Origin of the sequence: Streptomyces cyaneochromogenes, assembly GCF_003963535.1 — a bacterium.
GTDB classification, from domain to species: domain Bacteria; phylum Actinomycetota; class Actinomycetes; order Streptomycetales; family Streptomycetaceae; genus Streptomyces; species Streptomyces shaanxiensis.
In genome coordinates this window covers 1,496,418-1,519,263 of the sequence record NZ_CP034539.1, presented here as the reverse complement: position 1 = coordinate 1,519,263, position 22,846 = coordinate 1,496,418, and the positions used below count along the sequence as shown (strand labels likewise).

Here is a 22,846-nt window from a genome sequence, read left to right as displayed (position 1 = left end):
CGCCGTGAACCGGGATGAGGCGGCGTGGCGGAGGAGGTTGACGATGGCCATTTCCATCTCTGTGGTGCTGCTGCTGTTCGTCCTCGCGGTGATCTTCGTCCGCAACGGCGGGCTGAAGATCACCCATGCGATCGTGTGCCTGCTGCTCGGCTTCTACTTGGCCAGCACCAGCATGGCGCCCACCATCAACAGCGGTCTGACGGCCACGGCGGACATCGTCAGCAGCCTCAGACCCTGACCATGGCCGTCATCGGGTCGAGAAGACTCCGATGCCGTTGGGGACGGTGCGTTCCCGCCCGTCGGACGGATGGTTAAGGACGGACGCCGTCGCCTCTCCCGGCTTGCGGGCGACCAGTGTCGACGAACCGCCGCCGTCCAGGCTGAAGGCGTCCACCGAGCCCAGCTTCCGCATGAAGGACGCCACTTCGGCGATCGTCAGACCGGTGCGGTACTGGGGGGCGCCGTCCAGCGCGAGCAGCACGACACGCCGCCCCCGGTCGGCGATGCCCACCGCGGTGCGCACGGCCCCTGTCCTCGCGTCCAGACCGGGCAGCGGCCGGCCGTCGTCGAGCACGGGGTAGCCGCCGAGGGCGAAGCGGTACGGGACCCGGGACGCCGACGCCACCAGCCGGTGCCGCACCTTCACCCTCCCCCAGCCTCCGGCCGGGGGTGCCGCCTTCTCGCTCCGCTCGCCCGCGGCCAGCTTCCGCAGCTTCTGCGCGCCAGCCTCGCGGCCCACGAGGACCGTCGTGTCCGGGGCGATCGGCCCGCTGCCGGGGGTCTCGGCGGTCGACACGATCCGGCCCTTGCGCACCGTCACCTCATAGGTGTCGGTGCTGCACGGCGCCGCCCGGTCGGTGTCCGTGCCGCAGGTCGCGCGCACCCGGGAGACCTTGCCCCACTTGGCCGTGAACGCCCCGATGGAGCCCACGGGCAGCGCGTACTGGTTGAGTCCGCGCAGCGGCAGCCGGCCCTTGGCCGTACGGATCGAGCCGGCGAGGCTCAGGTCGTCGAGCCGTGCCCGGCGGTCGACGCCCACGCCGAACACGTCCTCGGTGCTCGTGCCGGGCGGCAGCGCCGGACCGAAACGCTGGCCGTCCGGCACCGCCGCCTTGAGCGCCCGGCCGCTCGCGATCGCCGGTCCCACGGTCGCGCCGGTCGCCTGGACGCCCGGATGCTGGGTCTCGCTGATGTTGAAGAAGTCGCCGTTCACGCCCGCGACGGCGCCCTGCGCGGTCGCCTGCTGCGAGACGGTGGCCCGCGCCGCCACCGCTCCGGGGTGCAGCAGATCGAGACGTACCCGAGGATTGCGCAGGTCGACGGTGAGCACGTGGGCGTGTGCCGGGCCCTTCAGCGCCGCGATGTCGAACTCCTCGTACCGCACGCCCGGCGCGATCTCGGTGGCCCGCTGAACGGCGCCGGCCGGCGCCGCCCCCACCAGGGCCGCACCGGCCGTCGCACTGAGCGCCGTGAGCAGCGCGAGAGCCGCTCTGGTCGTTCCGAACCGTTTCTGATGACGTGTCACACTTACCCCCCTGATGTCTCGTCAAATGTGGCAGGACTCAGGGGAAGTGCACCAGACCGCGGTGACCTGCGGGGTTGCTAGGCGCCGACGACCCGCGAACGGGTGAGGAAACGTACCCCCTCGGGCGCCTCCAGCGAGAATCCGCTGCCCCGTCCCTCGACGACGTCGACGATGAGCCGGGTGTGGCTCCACACCTCGTACTGGCTGCGCGACATCCAGAACGTCACCGGTTCCGCCACCCCGTCGACGTCCAGCTCCGCGAGCAGCACGTCCGCGTCACCCGTACGGAACTCGCCCGCCGGGTAGCACATCGGGGCGCTGCCGTCGCAGCAGCCGCCGGACTGGTGGAACATCAGCGGGCCGTGCGTCGCGCGCAGGCGGCGCAGGAGGTCTTCGGCCGCGGGGGTGAGTTCGACGCGCGGGGTCTCCTCGAACAGCGGGATCTCCTCGTTCATGGCGGCAAGGACAGCACGGGCAACGTTGCGAGAGGGTTGCACCCGCTGTGATCACCCGTTCTGACTAATCTGCTGAGGTGACCATCGAGTTGACGCTGCTGACGTCCGTCGCCCACCGGGGCAAGGAGATCACCGCGCCCCGTCTGCGCGCCCTGCTCGCGCTGCTGGCCGGGGAACCGCGGGCGGGATGCGGCACGGGGCGGCTCGTGGCCGGGCTGTGGCCCCACGAGCAGCCGGAGAACCCGACCAAGGCCCTGCAGATCCTGGTCTCGCGGGCCCGGTCGCTGCTGGGCGGCGAGGTCATCGCGAGCACACCCACCGGTTACCGCATCGCCCTGCGCGAGGACCAGGTGGACGCCTGGGCCGTCCAGCTGCACGCCGCCGCGAGCACGGAGAAGGCGCGGGCCGGAGACCATCACGGCGCGGTCGCCGAGGCCGAGGCGGGGCTCGCGCTCTGGGACGACGGCCCTGCGCAGGACGGCTCCCCCGACGATCCCCTCGAGGTATTGCGCCTCGAACTCGCCGTCGCGCAAAGGGCGTTGACGCGACTGCGGGCCCTGTCGCTGGCGCGTTCCGGGCGGCGGGAGGAGGCGGTGGGCCCGCTCGGCGAGCTGGTGGCCGACCAGCCCCTGGACGAGGAGCCGCTGCTGGAGCTGATGCGCTGTCAGGCGGCCACCGCCGGTGCGGCCGCCGCGCTGGCGGCGTACGACGGCTACCGGCGCCGGCTGCGCGACGAACTCGGCACCGATCCCGGCCCCGCCCTGCAGGAGCTGCACCAGGAGCTGCTGCGCGGTCAGGCGCCCGTGGTGCGGCGCGGGGTGCCGCACGAGCCGAACCCGCTGCTCGGGCGGGAGGCCGACGTCGAGGCCGTGACCCGGCTGATCCACAGCTCGCGGGTCACCTCGATCGTCGGACCGGGCGGTCTCGGCAAGACACGCCTCGCGAGTGCCGTGGCGCGCGACGCCGAGCACCGGGTCGTGCAGCTGGTGCCGCTCGCCGGAGTCGGCCGGGACACCGACGTCGCGGGCGAGGTCGCCTCGGCGCTGGGCGTCGGTGACGGCCCGCGCGCCCAGCCCGCCGGGTACGGGCCGCCCGCCGAAGCGCTCGCCGGCATCGTCGGCGCCCTCGGCCCCGGGCCGGCGCTGCTCGTGCTGGACAACTGCGAGCAGGTCGTCTCCGGAGTCGCCGACCTGGTCCGGGCGCTGGTGTCGATGACCCGGAACATCAGCGTCCTCACCACCAGCCGCGCCCCGCTCGGCCTGTCCTCGGAGGCCGTCCACCCGCTGCCCGAGCTGGACCCGGCCACCACCGTCGAGCTGTTCGAACAGCGGGCCCGCGCCGCCCGCCCCGACGCCGAGCTGCCCGCCGACGCGGTGGCCCACCTGTGCCGCCGCCTCGACGGGCTGCCCCTCGCCACCGAGCTCGCCGCCGCCCGGGTACGGGTGATGTCGGTGGCCGAGATCTCCCGCCGGCTGGAGGACCGCTTCGCCCTGCTGCGCGGCGGACCGCGGGACGCGCCGCAGCGGCACCGCACCCTGCACGCCGTCGTCGACTGGAGCTGGAACCTCCTGGAACCGGCGGGACAGGAGGCCCTGCGCGCCCTGTCGGTCCTCCCCGGAGGGTTCACCGCGACGGCCGCCGAGCACCTCGTCGGCGGCGACGACGTCCTGGACGTGCTGGAGGACCTCGTCGACCAGTCCCTGCTCAAGGTGACCGACACGGCGTACGGCGCACGGTTCCGGATGCTGGAGACCGTCCGGGAGTTCTCCGCCGCCCACCGCGAGCGGGCGGGGGAGGAGGACGTGGTCGCGGACCGGTTCCTGGGCTGGGCGCGGGAGTTCGGGGTGACGCATCACGACGCGCCCTTCGGTACCGACCCGATCACCTCCTTGGGGCTGATCCGCACCGAGCAGGACAACCTGGTCCACGCGCTGCGGCTCGCGCTCGCCCGCGACGACGCCGACACCGTCGCCGCGGTGGCCGCCGTCCTGGGCTCCCTGTGGGCCACCGAGGCCAACTACACCCGGCTGATGGCCCTCGCCGAGGACACCGCCCGCCCGCTCTCGCACTACCGGCCCGGCCCGGGGTACGTGGAGCCGACCCGGACCGTCCTCGCCATGCTGGCCTGCACTCTCGTCCTCGCCCTCGGCACGGGCGCCGTACGCCCCCTCGTGGCCCTGCGGCGACTGCCGTCCGCACCGCCCGACACCCTGGTCCGGGCCCTGTCGACGGTGCTGTGCGCGCTGCCGGAGATCCTCGCGTCCGGCGACCACAAGACGCTTCAAGCGCTGTGCGACAGCGACGAACCGCTGCTCGCGGGCTTCGCCAACGGTGCGGCGAGCCATGTGTGGGAGAGCGCGCACGACCCGGAGCGGGCGCTCGACGCCGCCCGCCGGACGCTCGACGCCTTCGGTGACCGGGACATACCCATGCTGCGGTTCTGGCCACAGTCGCGGCTCGGCGAGCTGTGCCTGCGCACGGAGCGCGGCGCGGAGGCGATCGGGCCCATGGAGGACGCGCTGGCGGCACTGGAGAGGTACGGCGAGCGGACCGACTCGCTCGGACTGGGCTGGGGGCTGATGCTCGCCCACCTGCAGACCGGGGACCTCGACCGGGCCGAGCACTGGCTGGAACACACCCTGCGGAACCAGCCCGAGGGCCCGGCACCCGACGCCTTCGCCCCCGACCTGGGCGCCCGCGCCGAGATCGCGCTCGCCCGCGGCGACATCGAGACGGGACTCGGCCTGTGGCGCCGGGCCGTCGAGCGGCTGAAGCGGGGCACGAGCCCCGTCTTCGCCGGTGAACACCTCCTGGAGGGCTGGCGGCTGGAGCTGCAGGCCGTCGCCGTGACCGCCCACGCCCGGCACGGCCGCACCGACCTCGTCGCGCCCCTCGCCGCCGCGCTCCCCGAGCGCCTGACGACCCTGCTCACCCGGCCGCCGGCCGAGCACCGCACGACGGCGGACCTCCCCGTCCACGGCGCCCTGCTGCTCGCGCTCGGCACCGCCGACCTGGCGCAGGGCGCCGTGGTTCATGGAGTACGGCTGATCGCGCTGGCGGAGCGCTTGCGCTATCTGCCCAACTTCCAGCCCACGATGTCCTCCGCCCGCGCCCGCGAGAGCGCCGAGCACGCCGACCGGGCGGCCTACGCGGACGCGGTGTCCGAGTACGCCGCCCTGACACCGGACGGTCTGCGCGCGGCCGCGCTCGGGCTGCTGCGGGAGCGGACCGGCTGACCCGGCAGGGTCGCAGACGGGGCCCTGCCGGATCGCAGGCTCAGAGCCGCACCGGCAGGCTCAGCAGGTGGAAGCCGTCGCCGGGCCAGTGCCCGAAGGCGACGTCGGCCCGGTCCACGGCCAGGACGGGCGCCGGCCGCCGGACGAACAGCTCCTCCAGCACCACGCCCGTCACCACGCGGCCCAGCGCCGCCCCGATGCAGTAGTGCGGACCGTGCCCGAAGGCGAGGTGGCCGTCGCCGCGCCCGAACTCCCGGGTGACGTCGAGCCGTTCGGGCACCTCGTACACCTCCGGGTCGTGGTTGGCGCCGAACAGCGCGACCGTCACGGCCTCGCCCTTCTTCAGCGGCGTACCGGCGAACTCGAAGTCCTCGGCGGCGTACAGGGTGGCGCCGATGCGCACCAGCGTGACGAACCGCAGGAGTTCGGGCACCGCGCGGGCCGGCAGCTCCGGCTCGGCGCGCAGCAGCTCGCCCTGCTCGGGGTGGTCCAGCAGGGCGAGCACCCCGTGGGCGAGGAACAGGGCGGGGGGAGTGATGCCGGTGTTGATGAGCAGGAAGAAGACGGTGACGATCTCGTCGTCGCTCATCCCGCCGTCGGCCAGCAGGGCGGACACCAGGTCGTCGGTGGGTTCGGCACGGCGCCGGGCCACCAGGTCCTTGGTGTACTCCACGATGCCGGCCAGCCCCTCGATGATCCGGCTGCCGTCGCCGTACGCGAAGTCCCGGATCCACCCGCAGACCCGCTCCTGGTCGGCGGCGTCGACGCCGACCAGCTCGCAGATCACGGCGGTGCTCAGCGGATAGGCGAACTCGCCCAGCAGATCGGCCTGTTCACGCTCGGCGAGGCCGGCGACCAGCTCCTGTGCGGTCTTCTCCACGAAGGGCCGCAGCGCGGACACACGGCGGGCGGTGAAGGCGCGGGTGAGCGGGTTGCGGCGCCGGGTGTGCTCTTCGCCGTCGAACAGGGCCAGATGCCCGGAGAGGTACGGGAGGTACTCCTCCGGGAATCCCTCGAAGCCCTGGGCCAGCAACTCGGCCTGCGGGTCCGGCATGTCGGTGCCGCCGGGGACGGCCGTACGGTCCCGGATCAGGCGGGGTTCGGTGAGGGCGGCGCGGACGTCGTCGTAGCGGGTGATGAGCCGGGCGGGGGTGTTCAGACCCGGCAGGACCGCGTGGCCGAGGTCGGGGCGGGAGCGCAGGTCGGCGTAGCCGCGGACGGGGTCCTCGACGAGCTCGGGGGTGAGGTGCAGGGGGGTGGCCGTCATGCCGTGTGCCCTTCTGGCTGTGAAGCGTCGGAGTGCGTGCTTCAGAGCCTGCGGGCGGCCGGCTTTGGCGCGGTTTCACAGCGGTTTCAGAGGCGGGGACGCACGCGTGCCCTGGACCGGTCCGGCCCAGGGCACGCGGGGAGTTGTCGCCGGACGCTATCGCCGGACGCCGCCGATCTCGACGATGCCCGTGGTCTGCGCGCCGGTGAGGTTGTCGTAGACGACATCACCGGTGGACTTCTTCCAGATCCTGATCCGGAAGGTGTCCGGTGCGTCGGTCGCGGTGATCCGGAAGGCGTGTCCGCCGCTGCCGTTGACCGTGCCGGAGCCCTGGTACACGGCCTTCGCGTCGGTGACCACGAGCCAGTCGGAGCCGGTGGAGCGGAACTTCAGCCTGGCCGGCCCGAAGTCGAGGGACGCCCGGCCCGTGGGGACGGTGGCTCCCTTGGCGTAGGCGGCCGCGAAGGAGAAGGCGGCCTTGCCGGTCAGGGCGGGCTTGGCCGGGTGGGCGCCGGCCGGGGAGGTGAACAGGCCCGTACCGAGCGCGGGTCCGGCGGCGCGGTCGTAGACGATCAGCTCAGGGAGTGTCGTGCGGTCCGAGGCGTCGTCGTTGTCGGTGATGGTGAGGGCCGGGCGCCGGATGCCGGGCCTGGTGTAGGTGTGCTCGGCCCGGCAGGTGGCGCCGTCGACCGTGCCCGCCGTCGGCTCGGTGCCGTCCTTCCAGTCGACGCGGCAGGTGTGGGTGTCGCCGACGTCGGCGTCCCGGAACTCGGCCGTGACGGTGGCGCGGTGGCCGGCCGGCACGGGCGATGCCGGACCCGTCGCGGAGGTGATCGCCGGGGTGCGGTTGACGATCGGGTCGATGCTCGTCAGGGTCGGCACGACCTTCTCGATCAGCCCGTCGGCGTCGAACTCCAGCTTGTCGACGGTGGTTTCACGGTGGGTGCCGTCACCGCCGGGGATCGCGAACCGGTGGTAGGCGATGTACCACTCGTCGGTCTTCGGGACGTGGACCACCGAGTGGTGGCCGGGCCCCTTGATGCCGAGCGAGAGGTCCTTGACCAGGATCACGCCGTGCTTGGTCCACGGGCCGGTGGGCGAGGGGCCGGTGGCGTAGGCGACGCGGTAGTTCTCGTCCCGGGTGTCGTTCTCCGACCACATGAAGTAGTAGGTGCCCTTGCGCTTGATGACGAAGGTGCCCTCGTTGTAGCCGCTCGGGGTGATGTCCGTGACCTTCGAGGTGTCGACGGACGTCATGTCGGCGTTCAGGGGCGCCACGTACGCGCGCCCGTTGCCCCAGTAGAGATACGACTGGCCGTCGTCGTCGGTGAAGACCGCCGGGTCGATCATCTGGCCGCTGAACTGGCCCGCCTTGAGCAGTGGCTCGCCGAGCGCGTCCTTGAACGGCCCTGTCGGCGAGTCGGACACCGCGACGCCGATGTTGGCGTCGGCACAGAAGTAGAAGTAGTACTTCCCGTCCTTCTCGGCGATCGTCGGCGCCCACGCCCTGCTGTCCGCCCAGGAGACGTCCGGACCCAGGTCGAGGATGACGCCGTGGTCCTTCCAGTGCACCAGGTCGGTGGAGGAGTACGCCTTGAACTGCGTACCGCTCCAGCCCTCGAAGCCGTCGGTCGTCGGGTACATGTAGAAGGTGTCGCCGAAGCGGACGATGTTCGGGTCGGCGTTGAGACCCGGCAGCACCGGGCTCTTCATGACGAGCGCCGAGACGGTCCAGGTGCGCTTCTCGCCGTCGGACCCGGTCACCTCGTACGACACGGGCTTGCTGAAGTCCTGCACACTCCCGGAGGCCGGGCTGATCGCCGCGCCGTGGGCGAGGGTGAACTCCGGGGCGAGGGCGGTGAGATCGGTGCCCTCCTTCATCGGCAGCGTGATCCTGCTGCCGGGGTTGTCGATGAGCGCGTCGACCTTCAGCGCCGGGTGCGTCGCCTTCGCGATGCCCGCGGTGTTGCCGCTGAGCTCCATGACCTCGGCGGCCGTCAGGGCCCGGTCGTAGACGCGGAAGTCGTCGACCTCGCCGCCGAAGTACGGGTCGGCCCCGTACAGGGACCGGCCGATGTAGCCGCTGTGGTCCTTGTTCGCGTCGTACAGCTCGGACGGCTTGACGGTGGTCGTCGTGCGGGCCGCCTCGATGCCGTCCACGTAGAGGACCATCGCGCCGGTCGCGCCGTCGAGGGTGACGGTGACGTGCCGCCATTCGCCGGGTGTGAGCCGCGAGCCCGCCGTCAGCTTCGACTCGGCCGACCAACTCGCCTTGGTGATGGCCGAGTAGAGGCTGGAGCCGCCGTTGGACGGGGTGGCGAAGAGGTACTTGTTGCTGTCCGGTCCGAGACCGAACAGCCACTGGAAGTTGTCGCCGCCCTTCCACTTGGCGTACGTCGAGACGGTCACGCTGTCGGCGTTCTTCAGCACGCCGTTCGGGATACGGACGTACGGCGAGGTGGCCGAGGAGCTCGAACCGCCGGACATCTTGAACGAGCCGCCCTCGACGCCGGTTCCGAAGTCGGGCGTCCGGACGTAGGTGCCGTGGTAGCCGTGACCGCTGGAGTCACGGGCGATGTTGCCGCCCGTGACGTCGAAGTCGTAGCGCACGAGCAGGTCGACGGGGACGTCGGGGCCCTGCGCCGAGACGGTGACCTCGGCGCGGACCGGGAGCGCGGCGCCGTCGGGCAGGCTGCCCGTCACCGTGAAGGTGCCGGCCTGCGCGTACTTCGACTCCGGGACGTCCTCCCAGGTCACCGGGACGGGCCGCTTGACGCCGTCGGCGTAGGTGGCGATCACGGTGGCCGGCAGGACGGGTGCCTGGCCGATGCCGGTCTTCACGGAGACGTCCTCGACGCCCTCCACCAGCTGGTCCGGCTGGTAGGCGCGCAGCAGGCGGTCGTACTCGGCCTGCGTCACCGGGAGCACGGTGCCGTGGCGGGGCTTGGCCGGGAGGTCGTAGCCGGTGGACGGGGTCCAGGTGCCGGAGGCGAGGTCGGTCGTCTCGAAGGGGATGTAGCCGCGGCCGCCGAACTCGTCGAGGAACGCGTACCACTTGTCCTCGGTGTTCGACTTGAACACCAGCGGCCCCTCGGCCGCGTTCATCGCGCCCTTGCCGATGCCCTCGGCGACGGCGTCCCAGGACAGGTCGAGGAGGGAGTCGCTCTTCTCCTCGAAGATGAACTTGCTGTTGGGTGTGGAGGAGGTGTTGTTCCGCTCGTCCTTGGAGAGGCGGAAGTACGTCCCGTCGTGCTCGATCACCGTGGAGTCGATCACCGAGTAGCCGCGGTCGATCCAGACCTTGGGCTCGCTGAAGGTGTAGAAGTCGCGGGTCGTCGCGTACATCATGCGGTTGTACGTGTCGCCGGAGTGCGCCTCGTTGTCGTACAGCTTCGACGCCCAGAAGACGACGTACTCACCGCGCCGCGCGTCGTAGAACGCCTCCGGCGCCCAGGTGTTGCCCGCGCTGTCCGGGGAGACCTTGACCAGGCGCTGGTTCGTCCAGTGGACCAGGTCGGTGGACTCCCAGACCATGATGGACTTGCTGCCGGTGCGCTGGGAGGCGTCCCAGTCGCCGTTGCCGTAGATCCTGAGGTCGGTGGCGATCTGGTAGAACTTGTCGCCCTCCGGGGAGCGGATGATGAACGGGTCGCGCAGGCCCTTCTCGCCGAGCGTGGAGGTCAGAACGGGCTTGCCGTCGTTCAACTCCCGCCACTTCAGCGGGTCGTCGCCCTTGCTGAGGGCGGCGTAGAGCTGTTCGCCGTCGGCCGTGCCCTCGCCGGTGAAGTAGCTGAACATATAGCCCTTGAGGGCCTCGGGCTTCGGCAGTTCGGGGACCTTGGCGGTGAAGGCGCGGGTCGTGCTCGCCTCGCCCTTGGTGACGGTGGCGGTCAGTTCGACGGTGGTGGCGCCCGTGCCGTGTGCGGGGCGGTGGACCAGGCCGTCGGAGGAGATGACGTCCGGGTTCGCGGAGGACCAGGTGACCTTCGTGCCGTAGGAACCGGTCGCCGGGAGGGTCAGGTTGCCGCGTACGTCGTCGAGGTTGCGGACGGTGAGGGCTTCGGCGGCCTGTTCGGTGGCGGTCCGGTCGTTGAAGTCGGGAAGCACCGTGACCTCGAAGGTCTTGGTGTCGGTCACCGCGCCCTTCTTCAGGGTCGCCGTGAGCGTGGCGTGGGCGTCGGGTTCGCCGGCGGCGGGTCGCGTGACCTTGCCGGTGTCCGAGACGACGGACGGGGCGTCGCTGGCCCAGCTGATCGAGGAGCCGCCGGCCGTGCCGGTCCCCGGCAGGTCGAGGTCGGCCGTGACGGCGTCGGTGTCACCGAGGCTCAGCGCGGCCTTGTCGTCGGCGACGCCCTGCGTGGCGACGGGGAGGGCGAGTTGCTCGACCTCGGAACCGGCGAGGGCACGGTCGTAGACCCGGAAGTCGCGGATCTGGCCCTTGAACAGCTTGTCGCCGGAGTAGACCGACTTGCCTATGTAGTTGGCGGTGGTGGTGCCGGAGCCGATGGCGCCCGGGGTGATGGTGACCGAGGTGTTGCGGCCGACCTCCACACCGTCCTCGTACAGCACGCCCGTCGTGCCGGTCTGGGTGTAGGTGAGGTGCTTCCAGACCGAGCGGGTCAGGTTGTGGGAGTCGGCGGGCCTGGTGGTCTGCTCCGTCGACCAGTTGCCGGTCGCGATGGACGTCCGCAACGAGTTGCCGGTGGTGAAGAGGTAGCCGTTCCCGTTGCCGGCGCTGGTGTTGCCGAAGCCGTAGACGAAGTACGGCGTGGACTGCGCGGAGTCGATCCGCACGTCCAGCGAGACGGTGATCGCGTCCATGCCCTTCATGACGTCGTTCGGCACCTTGACGTAGGTGTCCGAGCCGTTGAAGGCGAGCCCCTGACCGGTGCCCGACCAGTCGGCGGAGCCATTGACCGCGCCGTCCCGGCCGTTGCCGGAGGCGTCGGTGGCGGTGCTGCCGGAGGAGGCGTCGAGCTTGTACCAGAGGGCGAGACCGTCGGTGATCTCCGCCGCCGCGGTCGCGTCGGCGGCCTGCGCGGGAAGGGCGGGTGCGGCGAGTCCCAGCACCAGCGACGCGGCGGTCAGTCCGGCGAGTCGGCTCGCCAGGCGTCTCGCGCGGACACGGACGCGTGCGGTGTACGGCATGTCGAGTTCCCTGCTGAGGCATGGCGGGGCCTCGGCCATGGGCACCCTGCCGTTTCGGCTGTGTGACGTCGTGTTGCGAGAGTGTCAATCGGGGTGTGGCGCAGCGTCAAGGGGTTTCGAACAATGTCCGACTGGTCGAACGGGCCTGAAAATCGGTTACTTCGGTCCGGAGGACTGACACCGCGTAGCTGTGCCAGTACGTTTCTGGCGTCAGCAATCTGCACAACGTCTTGTCCGAGTTCCCGAAGTGCTTCTGGAGGAGCCCATGCGACGGCGCACACTCGGGCTTGCCCTCGCGGCGGTGACCCTCGCCGGCGTCGCGGGGTGCGGATCGTCGGACGCCGGGAGCGGTGCGGCATCGACCGCGAACGGCACCGCGGCGACACGGGTCACGGTCGGTGTCATCCCGATCGTCGACGTGGCGCCGCTCTATCTGGGGGAGAAGCAGGGGTTCTTCAGCAGCCGGGGTCTCGACCTGGAGATGGTCGCCGCCCAGGGCGGCGCGGCGATCATCCCCGGCGTGGTGAGCGGGCAGTACCAGTTCGGCTTCAGCAACACGACCTCGCTGATGATCGCCCGGACCAAGGGCGTTCCCGTGAAGTCCGTGGTGAACGGGGCGGCCTCCAACGGCAGGGTGGGCGGCGACGTGACCGGCGTGGCGGTCAGGAAGGACAGCCCGGTCAAGTCGGCCAAGGACCTCGCCGGGCGGACGGTGGCGGTGAACACCCTGCGGAACATCGGCGACACGGTCGTGCGTGAGTCGGTGCGCAGGGACGGCGGCGACCCGTCCGAGGTCGAGTTCGTGGAGATACCGTTCGACCAGATGCCGGCCGCCCTCGACGGCGGGCGCGTGGACGCGGCGTGGATGGGCGAGCCGGCGATGACGGTCGCCGAGGCGCAGGGCGCCCGCGTCATCGCGTCGCCGTTCGCCGAGACCGACCCGAAGCTCACCGTGGCGACGTACTTCACCTCCACGAAGCTCGCGCAGGAGAACCCCTCGCTGGTGAAGAGGTTCACCGAGGCGATGACGGAATCGCTGCGGTACGCCTCCGCACACCCCGACGAGGCCCGCCGGATCCTCACCGCCTACACCAAGATCGGCGACGACGTCATCGACGACCTCACGCTCCCCAGCTGGCCGGACCGGGTCGACATGGCGTCGCTGGAGAAGCTGGCCTCGCTGGGGGAGAAGGACGGCATCTTCGGGGGGACGAAGCCGGATGTCGAGGAGCTGTTCTCCTGAGGGCGCCGATTGCGGGCGGACCGGCTGTTCCCATGCGGGGAGGGCCGGTCGGCCGGGTCAGCGATCGCGCCGCGCGCGGCGTGACTCGGTGAGCACCGGCAGCAGGGGCAGCAGCGAGACCAGGACGACGACGGCGACCAGCGGCAGCAGATAGTCGTCGATGTCCGGGACGGAGGCACCGAGGGCGTATCCGGCCAGGACCAGACTCTGCGACCAGAGCAGCCCGCCGACGATCTGCCAGATCGTGAAGGTTCGTGTGGGCACGCCGAGCGCACCGGCCGCCGGATGCAGGACCGTCCGTACCATCGGGACGAAACGGCCGATCACCAGGGCCTTTCCATAGCCGTAGCGGGCCAGCAGTTTCTCCGCCCGGACCGCCGTCTCGCGCACGCGGCGTCTCTCCGTGCGGGCCAGCAGGGCCCGCCCGCCGTGCCGCCCGAGCAGGAAACCGACCTGGCCGCCCGCCACGGCGCCGACGGCCGCGCACAGCAGCACCTGCCACAGCACCAGCCGTGGCGCCTGGTCGGCGGTCCCCGCGCACAGCACGCCGGCCGGGAAGAGCAGCGTGTCGCCGGGCAGGAAGAAGCCGAACACGAGCAGACCCGACTCCGCGAAGATCACCACGAGAACACCGAGGGCACCGAAGGCCGCCAGCACCGAGGCGCCGTCCATCGGGTTGACGGCGGTCACCGGATCGCCGGCGATCATCGGGTCGATGGCGATCATCGCCATCACCTCCCGGCCGTCCTCGTCGGTCCTCCCGCCCCATCAAGCATCCCGTGCGCGGGGCGCGGGCGCCTGTCCCGGCGGCGGGCGGACCGGTGAAGCGTTGCGGGCACCCTGGTGAAGCGACGCGGGCAACCCCGCATGGCCCGGCCCTCTACCGGGAGGCCGAGGACCGGCTCTCGCAGAGCGCCGTTCGGCGGGCGCGCCGGCGGGCGGGGACGTGCCACGGCTGCACGCCACCGCACCCGGCGGCGATACCGACCACGCCCTCGACGGCCTGCCGGTCCTCGGGCGCGAGGAAGAGGGTCCGGGCCAGGACGGCGACCGCGAGGCGCTTCATCTCCGTGTACGCGTCGATGACCTGTCCGGGTACCCAGGCCGAGGACACCTCGAGCGCGCAGTCGCGGAACCGCTCCGTGTGCCGGGGCAGCTGGTGGCGGGCGAACACGGGCCTGAGCAGGGCGCGCATCGGGCGGTGCGGTCCGGCCGGTGCGGTGGACAGGCCGTTGCCCACGAGCTGGGTGGCCTGGTCGAAGAAGGGGCCGCCCTTGTCGAACTCCACCCCGTTGCCCGCCACCAGCATCCGCTGGACGAGATCGGGGGAGTTGACCACGTACACCGGGGTGCGCCCCAGCCGGATCCGCACCACCGGTCCCAGCGCACGCAGGTCTTCGAGGAAGCCCAACCGGTCGCGGGCCAGGCGGCCCGCGTGGCCGATGAGGGGGAGCGCTCCCGGAGCGGCGGGCGCGGAGCCGGTCTTCACCACCGAGGACCTCGCAGTGCCGTGGCGGACTGTTTCCCCGCGACCGTCCCCGGATTTACGTGGCCCTTACAAGCGCACGTGCGGGCGTGTGGGGCACACGCGTGACGGTGGGGTGCGCATGGGTGAACCGGAAGCGTTCACCGGCCTCGGCGAGCGCCCTTGTCCTGGTCACCGGCACCGGAACGGCGCGACAAAAAACTTCGGACGGCGATGTCGAGAACCCGTGACCGGCTCCGTCCCTGTGGTGAACGCGACCAGAATGGGACGCACCAGCATCGAGGAGAGATCACGATGGCCAAGTACCTGCTGCTGAAGCACTACCGCGGCGCCCCGGCCCCGGCCAACGACGTGCCCATGGACCAGTGGACGCCCGAGGAGATCTCGGCCCACGTGCAGTACATGCAGGACTTCGCGGACCGGCTGGAGAAGACCGGCGAGTTCGTCGACGGCCAGGCGCTCGCTCCCGAGGGGGCGTGGGTCCGGTACGACGGCGAGGGGCGCCCGCCGGTCACCGACGGCCCGTTCGCCGAGACCAAGGACCTCATCGCCGGCTGGATGGTGATCGACGTCGACAGCTACGACCGCGCCGTCGAACTGGCCGGCGAACTGTCGGCCGCCCCCGGGGCGGGCGGGACGCCCATCCACGAGTGGCTGGAGGTGCGCCCGTTCCTGGCCGAGCCGCCCACCATCACGGAGTGACCTCTCAGGAGTCTCAGGTGCCCCAGATGGACGAGGCCCTGTTGAGGAGCCTCACGCCGAACGTGCTCGCCGTCCTCGTCCGCCGCGGAGCCGACTTCGCGGCGGCCGAGGACGCCGTGCAGGACGCGCTGGTCGAGGCGGTCCGCGTCTGGCCGGCCGACCCGCCGCGCGATGCGAAGGGCTGGCTGATCACCGTGGCCTGGCGCAAGTTCCTCGACGCGACCCGGGCGGACGCCGCCCGCCGTCGGCGTGAGGAGAGCGTCGACGAGGAGCCGGCGCCCGAGCCCGCGCCCGCCGCGGACGACACGCTCCAGCTCTACTTCCTGTGCGCCCACCCGTCCCTGACACCGTCGTCCGCGGTCGCACTCACACTGCGCGCCGTCGGCGGCCTGACCACCCGCCAGATCGCCCAGGCCTACCTGGTGCCCGAGGCGACCATGGCGCAGCGCATCAGCCGGGCCAAGCGCACCGTCTCCGGCGTGCGGTTCGACCGGCCCGGCGACGTCGCCACCGTGCTGCGCGTCCTCTACCTGGTCTTCAACGAGGGCTACTCCGGGGACGTCGACCTCGCCGCCGAGGCCATCCGGCTCACCCGGCAGCTGGCATCCGCGATCGACCACCCCGAGGTGGCCGGGCTGCTCGCCCTCATGCTGCTCCACCACGCCCGGCGCGCCGCCCGGACCGCGCCCGACGGCAGCCTCGTACCGCTCGCCGAGCAGGACCGCGGCCGATGGGACACCAAGGCGATCGCCGAGGGCGTGGAGATCCTGCAGGCGGCACTCGCCCGCGACCAGCTGGGCGAGTTCCAGGCCCAGGCCGCCATCGCGGCCCTCCACGCCGACGCGCCCACCGCCGGGGAGACCGACTGGGTGCAGATCGTCGAGTGGTACGACGAGCTCGCGCGCCTGACCGACAACCCGGTCGTCCGGCTCAACCGTGCGGTCGCCGTCGGCGAGGCCGACGGACCACGTGCCGGCCTTGCGGCACTGGCGGCCCTTGACGACTCACTGCCCCGTCACACCGCGGTGGCGGCGTACCTCCACGAGCGCGACGGCGACCTGACGACGGCGGCCCGCCTGTACGCAGAGGCGGCCCAGAAGGCCTCCAACCTCTCCGAACGCAACCACCTGACCCGCCAGGCCGCCCGTCTCAACGCCGACCTCAACGCCCGCCGGGGTCGCTGACGGATCGGCCCGAGCCACCGGTGCGGAGCAGCAGTGCGGGTGGGGTCTCAGGTGGCGGTGTGGCGGTGTGGCGGGTGTCCGACCACGCCTCCCACAGGGCCGCGTACGGCCCCTCGGCGGCGCGCAGTTCGTCGTGCGTGCCGGTCTCCACGATCCGTCGGGCGTCCGTGACGATGATGCGGTCGGCGCTCGCCGCCTGGCTGAGACGGTGGGCGACGATCAGTGCAAGCTCAGGCGTTGCGGCCTCCAGCGATCGCCGTCTTCGGGGCCGGTACCGGTCTCGGTGTGTCCGTGGCCCGCCGCTTCGGTCGCGAGGGTTTCCGCGTCGCCCTGGTCGCCCGCCGTCGGGACCGGCTGGAGGCGCTCGTCGAGGAACTCGCCGCAGAGGGCATCGAAGCGGCCGCCTTCCCCGCCGACCTTTCCCGGCCCGCCGAGGTGCCCGTCCTCATCGAGGCCGTCCGGTACCCCTTCGGCCGTATCGACGTGATCGAGTACGGGCCGATCGGCGGCGAACAGGGCTTCACCGCGGCCACAGAGCTGGACGCGGCCACCCTGGAGGGGCTGATCCCGCTGCTGCTCACCCCGGTCGAGGTGGTCCGGGCCGTGCTGCCGGAGTGGCAGGAGCGCGGGGCCGGAGCCTTCCTGCTGACGCAGGGCTACTCGGCGGCCCAGCCGCTGCCCCACCTCAGCGGCGTAGGGCCAGTGATGTCCGCCGCCCGCAACTACCTGTACTCCCTCAACGCCGAGCTGGCCGGCACCGGGGGTCTACGCGGGCACCCTGACCATCGGGGCCGCGATCGCCCGCAGCGAGATGGGCGAGGCGGCCGCGGCCCGGATCGAGGCCGAGTCGGCCGACGGCCCGCGGTTCCCGGTCGTCGACCCGGACGACCTCGCCGAGCACTACTGGGACATGTGCGGCAAGCGGGACCGTGTCGAGCAGTTCCACCCCGAGTCGCTGACTCCCGGGGTGGCGGCGTAGCACCTGCTGTGCTGACCGGCCGTGATCCCGCAGTGGCCGTGCGCCTTCGATGGCGAGTGCGATCCGGTACTCGTCCGTGCGCGCCCCGGGACGGCTGCCGGCCGCGGTCCGTTCGGTGAGGGCTGTGGTCAACCGGTGGACGCCCAGGATGCCCGGGACATGCTCCGTCACTTCTTTCCCCGTGACGAGCGCATACGGTCGGTCGGGAGTCAGCGGGAGACAGTGTGGGCCCCTTGCCGCGGGACTCGGTACGGATCGCGTCGAACATGCCGGGGGACGGTTCGGCCCAGCCGATGCGCCTCTGCAGTTTGCGAGGTACTTCTTGTAGGCGCGTATCTCGATGTAGGCGGCGTGGCGGTCCGAGCCGACGAACTCGATACCGCGATGGGTCCGACCAGCGCACCCCTGTGGGTCCTCCTCGGTCTGGGGCAAGGCCGAACTCGGCGACTTCCAGAAGGACGCCCTGCGCTGGGGCATGCCGGTCTCCGTCGCGTACCTCTGCCCAGGTCAGGCGCCCTGCACCTGGGTCCTGGAAGAAGCCCGGCTTCTGCGGTGAGTACGACATCAGGAGGTTCTTGGTCTGCTGGCGATACAGGCGTCACGCGTCGCTGACCTGCGTAAAACGTGGCCAGGTATGGCTCGTTGGAACCGTCGGCCCGGGAATGGTCCGAGCGGATGTGTTGGCCCCAGTGCTATGGCGAGGTGGGCAGGTGCGGGGAGCGGAGCACGAGCAGGGTGATCTCGCTGGGGGCGAAGACGCGGAACGGCGGGCCCCAGAAGCCGGTGCCGCGGCTGGTGTAGAGGAGGGTGCGGGTGCCGTGGTGGCTGAGGCCCGCGAGGGCGGGCTGGTCGAGGCGGACCAAGTGGTGGAAGGGCCAGATCTGGCCGCCGTGGGTGTGGCCGGAGAGTTGGAGATCTATGCCGGCGGCCGCCGCCCGGTCGATGAACTTGGGCTGGTGCGCCAGGAGCAGGACGGGGAGGCCGGGGTCGGCGCCGTTCAAGGCTCCGGCGAGGTGGGCGCCGTGGCCGGCCAGGCCGGAGGACTCGGCGGTGACGTCGTCCACGCCGGCGACCACGAGGGCGTCACCTCCGCGTTCGAGCAGCAGATGGCGGTTGCGCAGCGGCTCCCAGCCCAGCTCGTCCATGAGGTCGACCCAGCCCTGGGCCTCGCTGTAGTACTCGTGGTTGCCGGTGACGTAGACCCGGGCCCGGGTGGCCCGCACGGTACCGAGTGGGACGGCCTGGGCGCGGCGGCGTTCGGCCGTGCCGTCCGCGATGTCGCCGGTGTGGCAGACCAGGTCGGCTTCCAGAGTGTTCACCGTCTCGCATACCCGCGCCGACCAGCGGGCGCGGTCGAGCGGGCCGTAGTGGGTGTCGGTGATGAGGACGACGCGGAGGCCGTCCAATCCGGCGCCCAGCCGTGGGAGTCGCACGTCGAGTCGGCGCACCCGCGGCACGCGGCGGGCTTCGGCGTACCCCCAGGCGAGCAGTACGGCGGTTGCGCCGAGGACGGCCCAAGTGACGATTCGGGCCCGGTCCTGACTCCCGTCGACGCCGGCCACGGTCAGGGCGAGCCGCAAGGGGAGGCCGAGCAGAAGGGACCAGGTGAACAGAACCCAGCTGGTGCCCAGCAGGGAGTCACCGACGATCGCCGCCCGATCCTGCTGGCGCCGGCCGTGGCCGCGCACCATCGCGAGCGGCATACCGACGAGGCCCAGGGCGAACAGGGCGGTGCCGACCAGCGTGACGGGCAACGGCCAGTGCTGGCCGGTGTGCAGGAGCACCCAGCAGGGCACGGCCCACAGCAGGACGGGGGCGATCAGGGGGAGGTAGCGCATCAGGCGGTGCAGTCGGCTCTGTCGCGGAGCTTGCGCTTCGCTGTCGGCGGGTCGGGTGTTGCTGGTGTCGGTCACGCTTCCCCCCTGACCAGGCTGCCGTCTCGCGCACTGTATCCGGTCGCCCTCGGGCCGTCTGGACCGGCGTTCATGGGCGCGGCCCCGTGGGGCGAAACCGCAATGCCGACCTGGCTCGTCCGCCACGGCGCACCAGGCCACCCGGTGCGCCGCGGCGGACGGCAAGCGCCACCGCGGCGGCACCGCGTCACGGGACGGCCCTCGGCCTGGTGAGCGTTGCCCGACCCGCGCTCCCTCGCCGTATGAGCGCTGACGTGGTCGCGTGCCCCGGGCGGGCTCGGCCTTCCGCCGGGCCCGCCACGTCGGCTCCATACCGGAGCCGGACTCGTGCCACGCCGTCAGCGCTGCAGTGTCAGCAGACCCGGACGGTAGGGCAGGAGGCCGTAGTCGCCGCCGGAGTTGGGGCTGCGCCCCTGGTAGAGCAACCGCAGATTGCAGGGATCGACGGTCATGGTCTGATCGGCGCTGGTGCGGATCAGTTCGCCATGGCTGATGTCGTTGGTCCAGGTGGCGCCACTGTTGGCCTTTCCGGCGAAGGGATTGCTCTCGGTCGCGGCCTGGGGTGTCCACGAGCCGTTCAGACTGGTGGCCGTGAACGAGCGGAAGTAGCGGCCCTGCGAGCCGATCGCCTCGACGATCATGAGGTAGCGGTTCTGGCCCTGGAGCTTGTAGACCTGCGGGGCCTCGAACAAGTTGTTCTGGGTGTCGCTCATGATCGTCGTGTACGACGAGCCGAAGTTGCCCGGGAAGTTCCCGATCGGCATGCTCGCCCGGTAGATCTTGCCGTTGTCACCGGCGAAGAACAGGTACATGTTCGTCCCGTCGGCGATCAGCGTCTGGTCGATGGGTCCGGTGCCGGAGCCGGAGATGCTTCCGGTGAAGAGCGTCTGCTGGGCTGACCAGCCGTTCGGGTTGGTGGGGTCGCTCGACGTCCGGTAGGAGAAGGCGGTTCCGCCCCACTGGTAGGCGAGTACCCAGATGTTCTTCGGCGCGAAGTAGAAGAGCGTGGGCGCGACTGTGGAGGACGACATCGTGTTCTGGCTGGCCGAGGCCATCTCCGACCAGTTGGTGAACAGGCCGAAGTTCATCGAACCCCAATTCGTCCCCGTGTCGTGCGTCGTCGCATAGACGAGTTGCCTGCCGTTGTAGGGGACGACGGTGAAGTCCTTGAGCGACACCCACCCCGGCTTGGGCTGCGCCAGTGCACCCGTTGATGTCCAGCGGTACGTCGACGGAAGGTCGCACGCGCCGGGGGTGTCGCCGCCGACCTTGACGAGCTGCCACTGCTGGTTGGCGCCGCCCCAGTCGTCGTACTGGACGACGTTCGCGTTGTCGGCGGTGGAACCGCCCTGCACTTCGAGAGCCTTGCCGCTGTGGCGCGAGATGAACCTCACGTGGCCATCCGAGCTGTCGGCCAGCCGCCACTGCTGATTGGTGCCGTTCAGGTCGGCCCACTGGACGATCGAGCCGCCGTTCGCGGTGGACAAGTTGTAGACGTCCAGCACCTTGCCCGAGTGGCGGGACTTGATGCGGTAGTAGCCGCCCCCGGAATCGACGAACTGCCACTGCTGCTGGGTCTGATCGTTCCTGGTCCACTGGGTGATGCGGGCGCCGTCGTCAGTCGCCCTGTTGTAGACATCCAGGGCCTTGCCGCTGCTGCGGTTGACCAGCACATACGTGGCGTTGGGGTCTACGGTCGCCGCGGCGGCGGGCTGGGCACCTAGGAAGGTGGCCACGAGCAGCAAGGGCGCGAGGACAGCGAGTAAGCGTCTTGGACGGAGCGGGGACGAGTGGCGAAACCACATCAGAGGGCTCCCTCTCGAAACATTCGAAGAATTCCCGGATACTTCGACGCCACAAGCTAGAAATGCGGGGCCCTCTGGTCAAGGTCTGTCGCCGATCTGTCTACAAAAAGCGCCTCCTCTCCCGGCCCTGGCCCCGTCCCCGGCTCAAGAAGGCTCCGAATGTTTCGATGGAGAGACCGAAATTTCTTCTGCAAGGAGTATTGACGATGCATCGTCAACGCCCCAATCTCCCTGTCTGAGAACCCGGCGGTAGTTCGAGATGTCGAACCTTGACGCCGTATGGCGGTCCCCCCACTGAGCCGCGTTGGAGTGCCCCCATGCCTGTGTCGCAACACCGTCGCCGCCCGGGTTCCGGCAGCCCGCCCGGCCCGTCTGCCGGGTGGGAGCGGACGGCGCATCCCCTGCGCTTCCGTCCTTCCGTGATCTCTACCTTGGAGGCACAGTCATGGGCTCGTATGCCCTTCCCAGACCCCCTGTCCGCCGGAAGATCCGCGGCCTGTTGCTGGCGCTGGTCGTCGGCGCGCTCGGTACGTCCGCCGCACTGGTCGCGCCGCCGCCCGCGCACGCGGCCGAGAGCACGCTCGGCGCCGCGGCGGCGCAGAGCGGCCGCTACTTCGGCACCGCCATCGCCTCGGGCAGGCTCGGTGACTCGGCGTACACGACGATCGCGGGCCGTGAGTTCAACTCGGTGACGGCCGAGAACGAGATGAAGATCGATGCCACCGAACCGCAGCGGGGCCAGTTCAACTTCACCGCCGGTGACCGCGTCTACAACTGGGCGGTGCAGAACGGCAAGCAGGTGCGCGGCCACACCCTGGCCTGGCACTCCCAGCAGCCCGGCTGGATGCAGAGCCTCAGCGGCAGCACGCTGCGCCAGGCGATGATCAACCACATCAACGGCGTGATGGCCCACTACAAGGGCAAGATCGCCCAGTGGGACGTCGTGAACGAGGCGTTCGCCGACGGCAGTTCGGGAGCCCGGCGCGACTCCAACCTGCAACGCACCGGCAACGACTGGATCGAGGTCGCCTTCCGCACCGCGCGCGCAGCCGACCCGGCCGCCAAGCTCTGCTACAACGACTACAACGTCGAGGACTGGACCTGGGCCAAAACCCAGGCCATGTACGCCATGGTCCGAGACTTCAAGCAGCGCGGCGTGCCGATCGACTGCGTCGGCTTCCAGTCGCACTTCAACAGCGGCAGCCCCTACAACAGCAACTTCCGCACCACCCTGCAGAACTTCGCCGCCCTCGGCGTCGACGTGGCCATCACCGAACTCGACATCCAGGGCGCCCCGGCCACGACCTACGCCAACGTGACCAACGACTGCCTGGCCGTCCCGCGCTGCCTGGGCATCACCGTCTGGGGTGTGCGCGACAGCGACTCCTGGCGACCGGAGCACACGCCGCTGCTGTTCAACGGTGACGGCAGCAAGAAGCCCGCCTACACCGCCGTCCTCAACGCACTCAACGGCGGCTCCACCACGCCCCCTTCGGGTTCCGGACAGATCAAGGGCGTCGCTTCGGGCCGCTGCCTGGACGTGCCCGGCAGCAGCACCACCGACGGCACCCAACTCCAGCTGTGGGACTGCCACAACGGCACCAACCAGCAGTGGACGTACACCGCCGCCGGCGAGCTCAGGGTCTACGGCAACAAGTGCCTGGACGCGGCCGGCACCGGCAGCGGCACCAAGGTCCAGATCTACAGCTGCTGGGGCGGCGACAACCAGAAATGGCGCCTCAACTCCGACGGATCCATCGTCGGCGCCCAGTCCGGCCTCTGCCTCGACGCCGTCTCGGGCGGCACCGCCAACGGCACCCTGATCCAGCTCTACTCCTGCTCGAACGGCGGCAACCAACGCTGGACCCGCACCTGATGAGGCCTGCCGCAAACGAAGGGGTGA

Annotated in this window: 15 protein-coding genes and 2 pseudogenes; 8 read left to right on the top strand and 9 right to left on the bottom strand. The window is 71.0% G+C overall.

The features are described 5' to 3' along the window. The first annotated feature begins 43 nt into the window (after positions 1 to 43). Entirely contained in the window at positions 44 to 238 is a 195-nt protein-coding gene (locus EJ357_RS06495) for a hypothetical protein (protein ID WP_093903922.1), read from the top strand. A 9-nt stretch (positions 239 to 247) separates the two neighbouring features. On the opposite strand, the gene EJ357_RS06490 is transcribed toward EJ357_RS06495, so the two are convergent. Beyond that, positions 248 to 1,525: a phosphodiester glycosidase family protein gene (locus EJ357_RS06490; RefSeq protein ID WP_126389483.1), complete on the bottom strand. Its 1,278-nt coding sequence runs from the start codon at positions 1,523 to 1,525 to the stop codon at positions 248 to 250. A gap of 77 nt (positions 1,526 to 1,602) precedes the next feature. Then, positions 1,603 to 1,980 carry a DUF779 domain-containing protein gene (locus tag EJ357_RS06485; protein WP_175647324.1) on the bottom strand — a complete coding sequence of 126 codons (378 nt, stop codon included), beginning with the start codon at positions 1,978 to 1,980 and terminating at the stop codon, positions 1,603 to 1,605. A 77-nt stretch (positions 1,981 to 2,057) separates the two neighbouring features. On the opposite strand from EJ357_RS06485, the gene EJ357_RS06480 reads away from it, so the two are divergent. Next, entirely contained in the window at positions 2,058 to 5,216 is a 3,159-nt protein-coding gene (locus EJ357_RS06480; RefSeq protein WP_126389481.1) for an ATP-binding protein, read from the top strand. A 40-nt stretch (positions 5,217 to 5,256) separates the two neighbouring features. Here the strand turns inward: EJ357_RS06480 and EJ357_RS06475 are convergent, their stop codons facing one another. Next, on the bottom strand, positions 5,257 to 6,483 hold the full coding sequence (locus EJ357_RS06475; protein WP_126389479.1) for a cytochrome P450: 1,227 nt from the start codon (positions 6,481 to 6,483) through the stop codon (positions 5,257 to 5,259). Between the two features lie 156 nt (positions 6,484 to 6,639). After that, the gene (locus EJ357_RS06470; protein WP_126389477.1) at positions 6,640 to 11,631 is read right to left on the bottom strand and encodes a family 43 glycosylhydrolase; all 4,992 of its coding nucleotides are present in this window, start codon (positions 11,629 to 11,631) and stop codon (positions 6,640 to 6,642) included. 265 nt (positions 11,632 to 11,896) lie between these two features. On the opposite strand from EJ357_RS06470, the gene EJ357_RS06465 reads away from it, so the two are divergent. Then, positions 11,897 to 12,874: an ABC transporter substrate-binding protein gene (locus tag EJ357_RS06465; protein ID WP_126389475.1), complete on the top strand. Its 978-nt coding sequence runs from the start codon at positions 11,897 to 11,899 to the stop codon at positions 12,872 to 12,874. Positions 12,875 to 12,931: 57 nt separating this feature from the next. Here the strand turns inward: EJ357_RS06465 and EJ357_RS06460 are convergent, their stop codons facing one another. Next, a complete protein-coding gene (locus EJ357_RS06460; RefSeq protein WP_126399254.1) occupies positions 12,932 to 13,564 on the bottom strand; it encodes a DedA family protein in 633 nt (210 codons plus the stop codon). 190 nt (positions 13,565 to 13,754) lie between these two features. After that, on the bottom strand, positions 13,755 to 14,363 hold the full coding sequence (locus EJ357_RS06455) for a cytochrome P450 (protein ID WP_175647323.1): 609 nt from the start codon (positions 14,361 to 14,363) through the stop codon (positions 13,755 to 13,757). 291 nt (positions 14,364 to 14,654) lie between these two features. Here EJ357_RS06455 and EJ357_RS06450 point away from each other — a divergent pair, with 291 nt between their 5' ends. After that, a complete protein-coding gene (locus EJ357_RS06450; protein WP_126389472.1) occupies positions 14,655 to 15,062 on the top strand; it encodes a YciI family protein in 408 nt (135 codons plus the stop codon). Positions 15,063 to 15,088: 26 nt separating this feature from the next. Next, positions 15,089 to 16,246, top strand: a complete 1,158-nt coding sequence (locus EJ357_RS06445; protein WP_126399252.1) for an RNA polymerase sigma factor — start codon at positions 15,089 to 15,091, stop codon at positions 16,244 to 16,246. On the opposite strand, the pseudogene EJ357_RS48175 reads toward EJ357_RS06445, so the two are convergent. Then, positions 16,224 to 16,472 (bottom strand): annotated as a pseudogene (locus EJ357_RS48175) (hypothetical protein); the annotation flags it as partial. The gene EJ357_RS06445 and the pseudogene EJ357_RS48175 overlap by 23 nt on opposite strands. On the opposite strand from EJ357_RS48175, the pseudogene EJ357_RS06440 reads away from it, so the two are divergent. Next, positions 16,469 to 16,939: pseudogene (locus EJ357_RS06440) on the top strand (SDR family NAD(P)-dependent oxidoreductase); the annotation flags it as partial. The pseudogenes EJ357_RS48175 and EJ357_RS06440 sit on opposite strands and share 4 nt — an antisense overlap. 118 nt (positions 16,940 to 17,057) lie before the next feature. Next, positions 17,058 to 17,225: a hypothetical protein gene (locus tag EJ357_RS49170; RefSeq protein WP_228473288.1), complete on the top strand. Its 168-nt coding sequence runs from the start codon at positions 17,058 to 17,060 to the stop codon at positions 17,223 to 17,225. A 692-nt stretch (positions 17,226 to 17,917) separates the two neighbouring features. Here EJ357_RS49170 and EJ357_RS06435 read toward each other — a convergent pair. Beyond that, positions 17,918 to 19,138 carry a metallophosphoesterase gene (locus EJ357_RS06435; RefSeq protein ID WP_126389470.1) on the bottom strand — a complete coding sequence of 407 codons (1,221 nt, stop codon included), beginning with the start codon at positions 19,136 to 19,138 and terminating at the stop codon, positions 17,918 to 17,920. A 338-nt stretch (positions 19,139 to 19,476) separates the two neighbouring features. Continuing rightward, the gene (locus EJ357_RS06430; protein WP_126389468.1) at positions 19,477 to 20,943 is read right to left on the bottom strand and encodes a non-reducing end alpha-L-arabinofuranosidase family hydrolase; all 1,467 of its coding nucleotides are present in this window, start codon (positions 20,941 to 20,943) and stop codon (positions 19,477 to 19,479) included. A gap of 445 nt (positions 20,944 to 21,388) precedes the next feature. Between EJ357_RS06430 and EJ357_RS06425 the strand changes: the two genes are divergently transcribed. Next, positions 21,389 to 22,819 carry an endo-1,4-beta-xylanase gene (locus tag EJ357_RS06425; RefSeq protein ID WP_126389467.1) on the top strand — a complete coding sequence of 477 codons (1,431 nt, stop codon included), beginning with the start codon at positions 21,389 to 21,391 and terminating at the stop codon, positions 22,817 to 22,819. Positions 22,820 to 22,846: the final 27 nt, after the last annotated feature.

Bases quoted from the DNA above. Each gene is read 5' to 3' on its own strand.
- EJ357_RS06495 (WP_093903922.1), top strand. From the start codon at position 44: ATGGCCATTTCCATCTCTGTGGTGCTGCTGCTGTTCGTCCTCGCGGTG.
- EJ357_RS06450 (WP_126389472.1), top strand. From the start codon at position 14,655: ATGGCCAAGTACCTGCTGCTGAAGCACTACCGCGGCGCCCCGGCCCCG.
- EJ357_RS06465 (WP_126389475.1), top strand. From the start codon at position 11,897: ATGCGACGGCGCACACTCGGGCTTGCCCTCGCGGCGGTGACCCTCGCC.
- EJ357_RS06430 (WP_126389468.1), bottom strand. From the start codon at position 20,943: ATGTGGTTTCGCCACTCGTCCCCGCTCCGTCCAAGACGCTTACTCGCT.
- EJ357_RS06475 (WP_126389479.1), bottom strand. From the start codon at position 6,483: ATGACGGCCACCCCCCTGCACCTCACCCCCGAGCTCGTCGAGGACCCC.
- EJ357_RS06470 (WP_126389477.1), bottom strand. From the start codon at position 11,631: ATGCCGTACACCGCACGCGTCCGTGTCCGCGCGAGACGCCTGGCGAGC.
- EJ357_RS49170 (WP_228473288.1), top strand. From the start codon at position 17,058: ATGGGCGAGGCGGCCGCGGCCCGGATCGAGGCCGAGTCGGCCGACGGC.
- EJ357_RS06445 (WP_126399252.1), top strand. From the start codon at position 15,089: ATGGACGAGGCCCTGTTGAGGAGCCTCACGCCGAACGTGCTCGCCGTC.
- EJ357_RS06425 (WP_126389467.1), top strand. From the start codon at position 21,389: ATGGGCTCGTATGCCCTTCCCAGACCCCCTGTCCGCCGGAAGATCCGC.
- EJ357_RS06485 (WP_175647324.1), bottom strand. From the start codon at position 1,980: ATGAACGAGGAGATCCCGCTGTTCGAGGAGACCCCGCGCGTCGAACTC.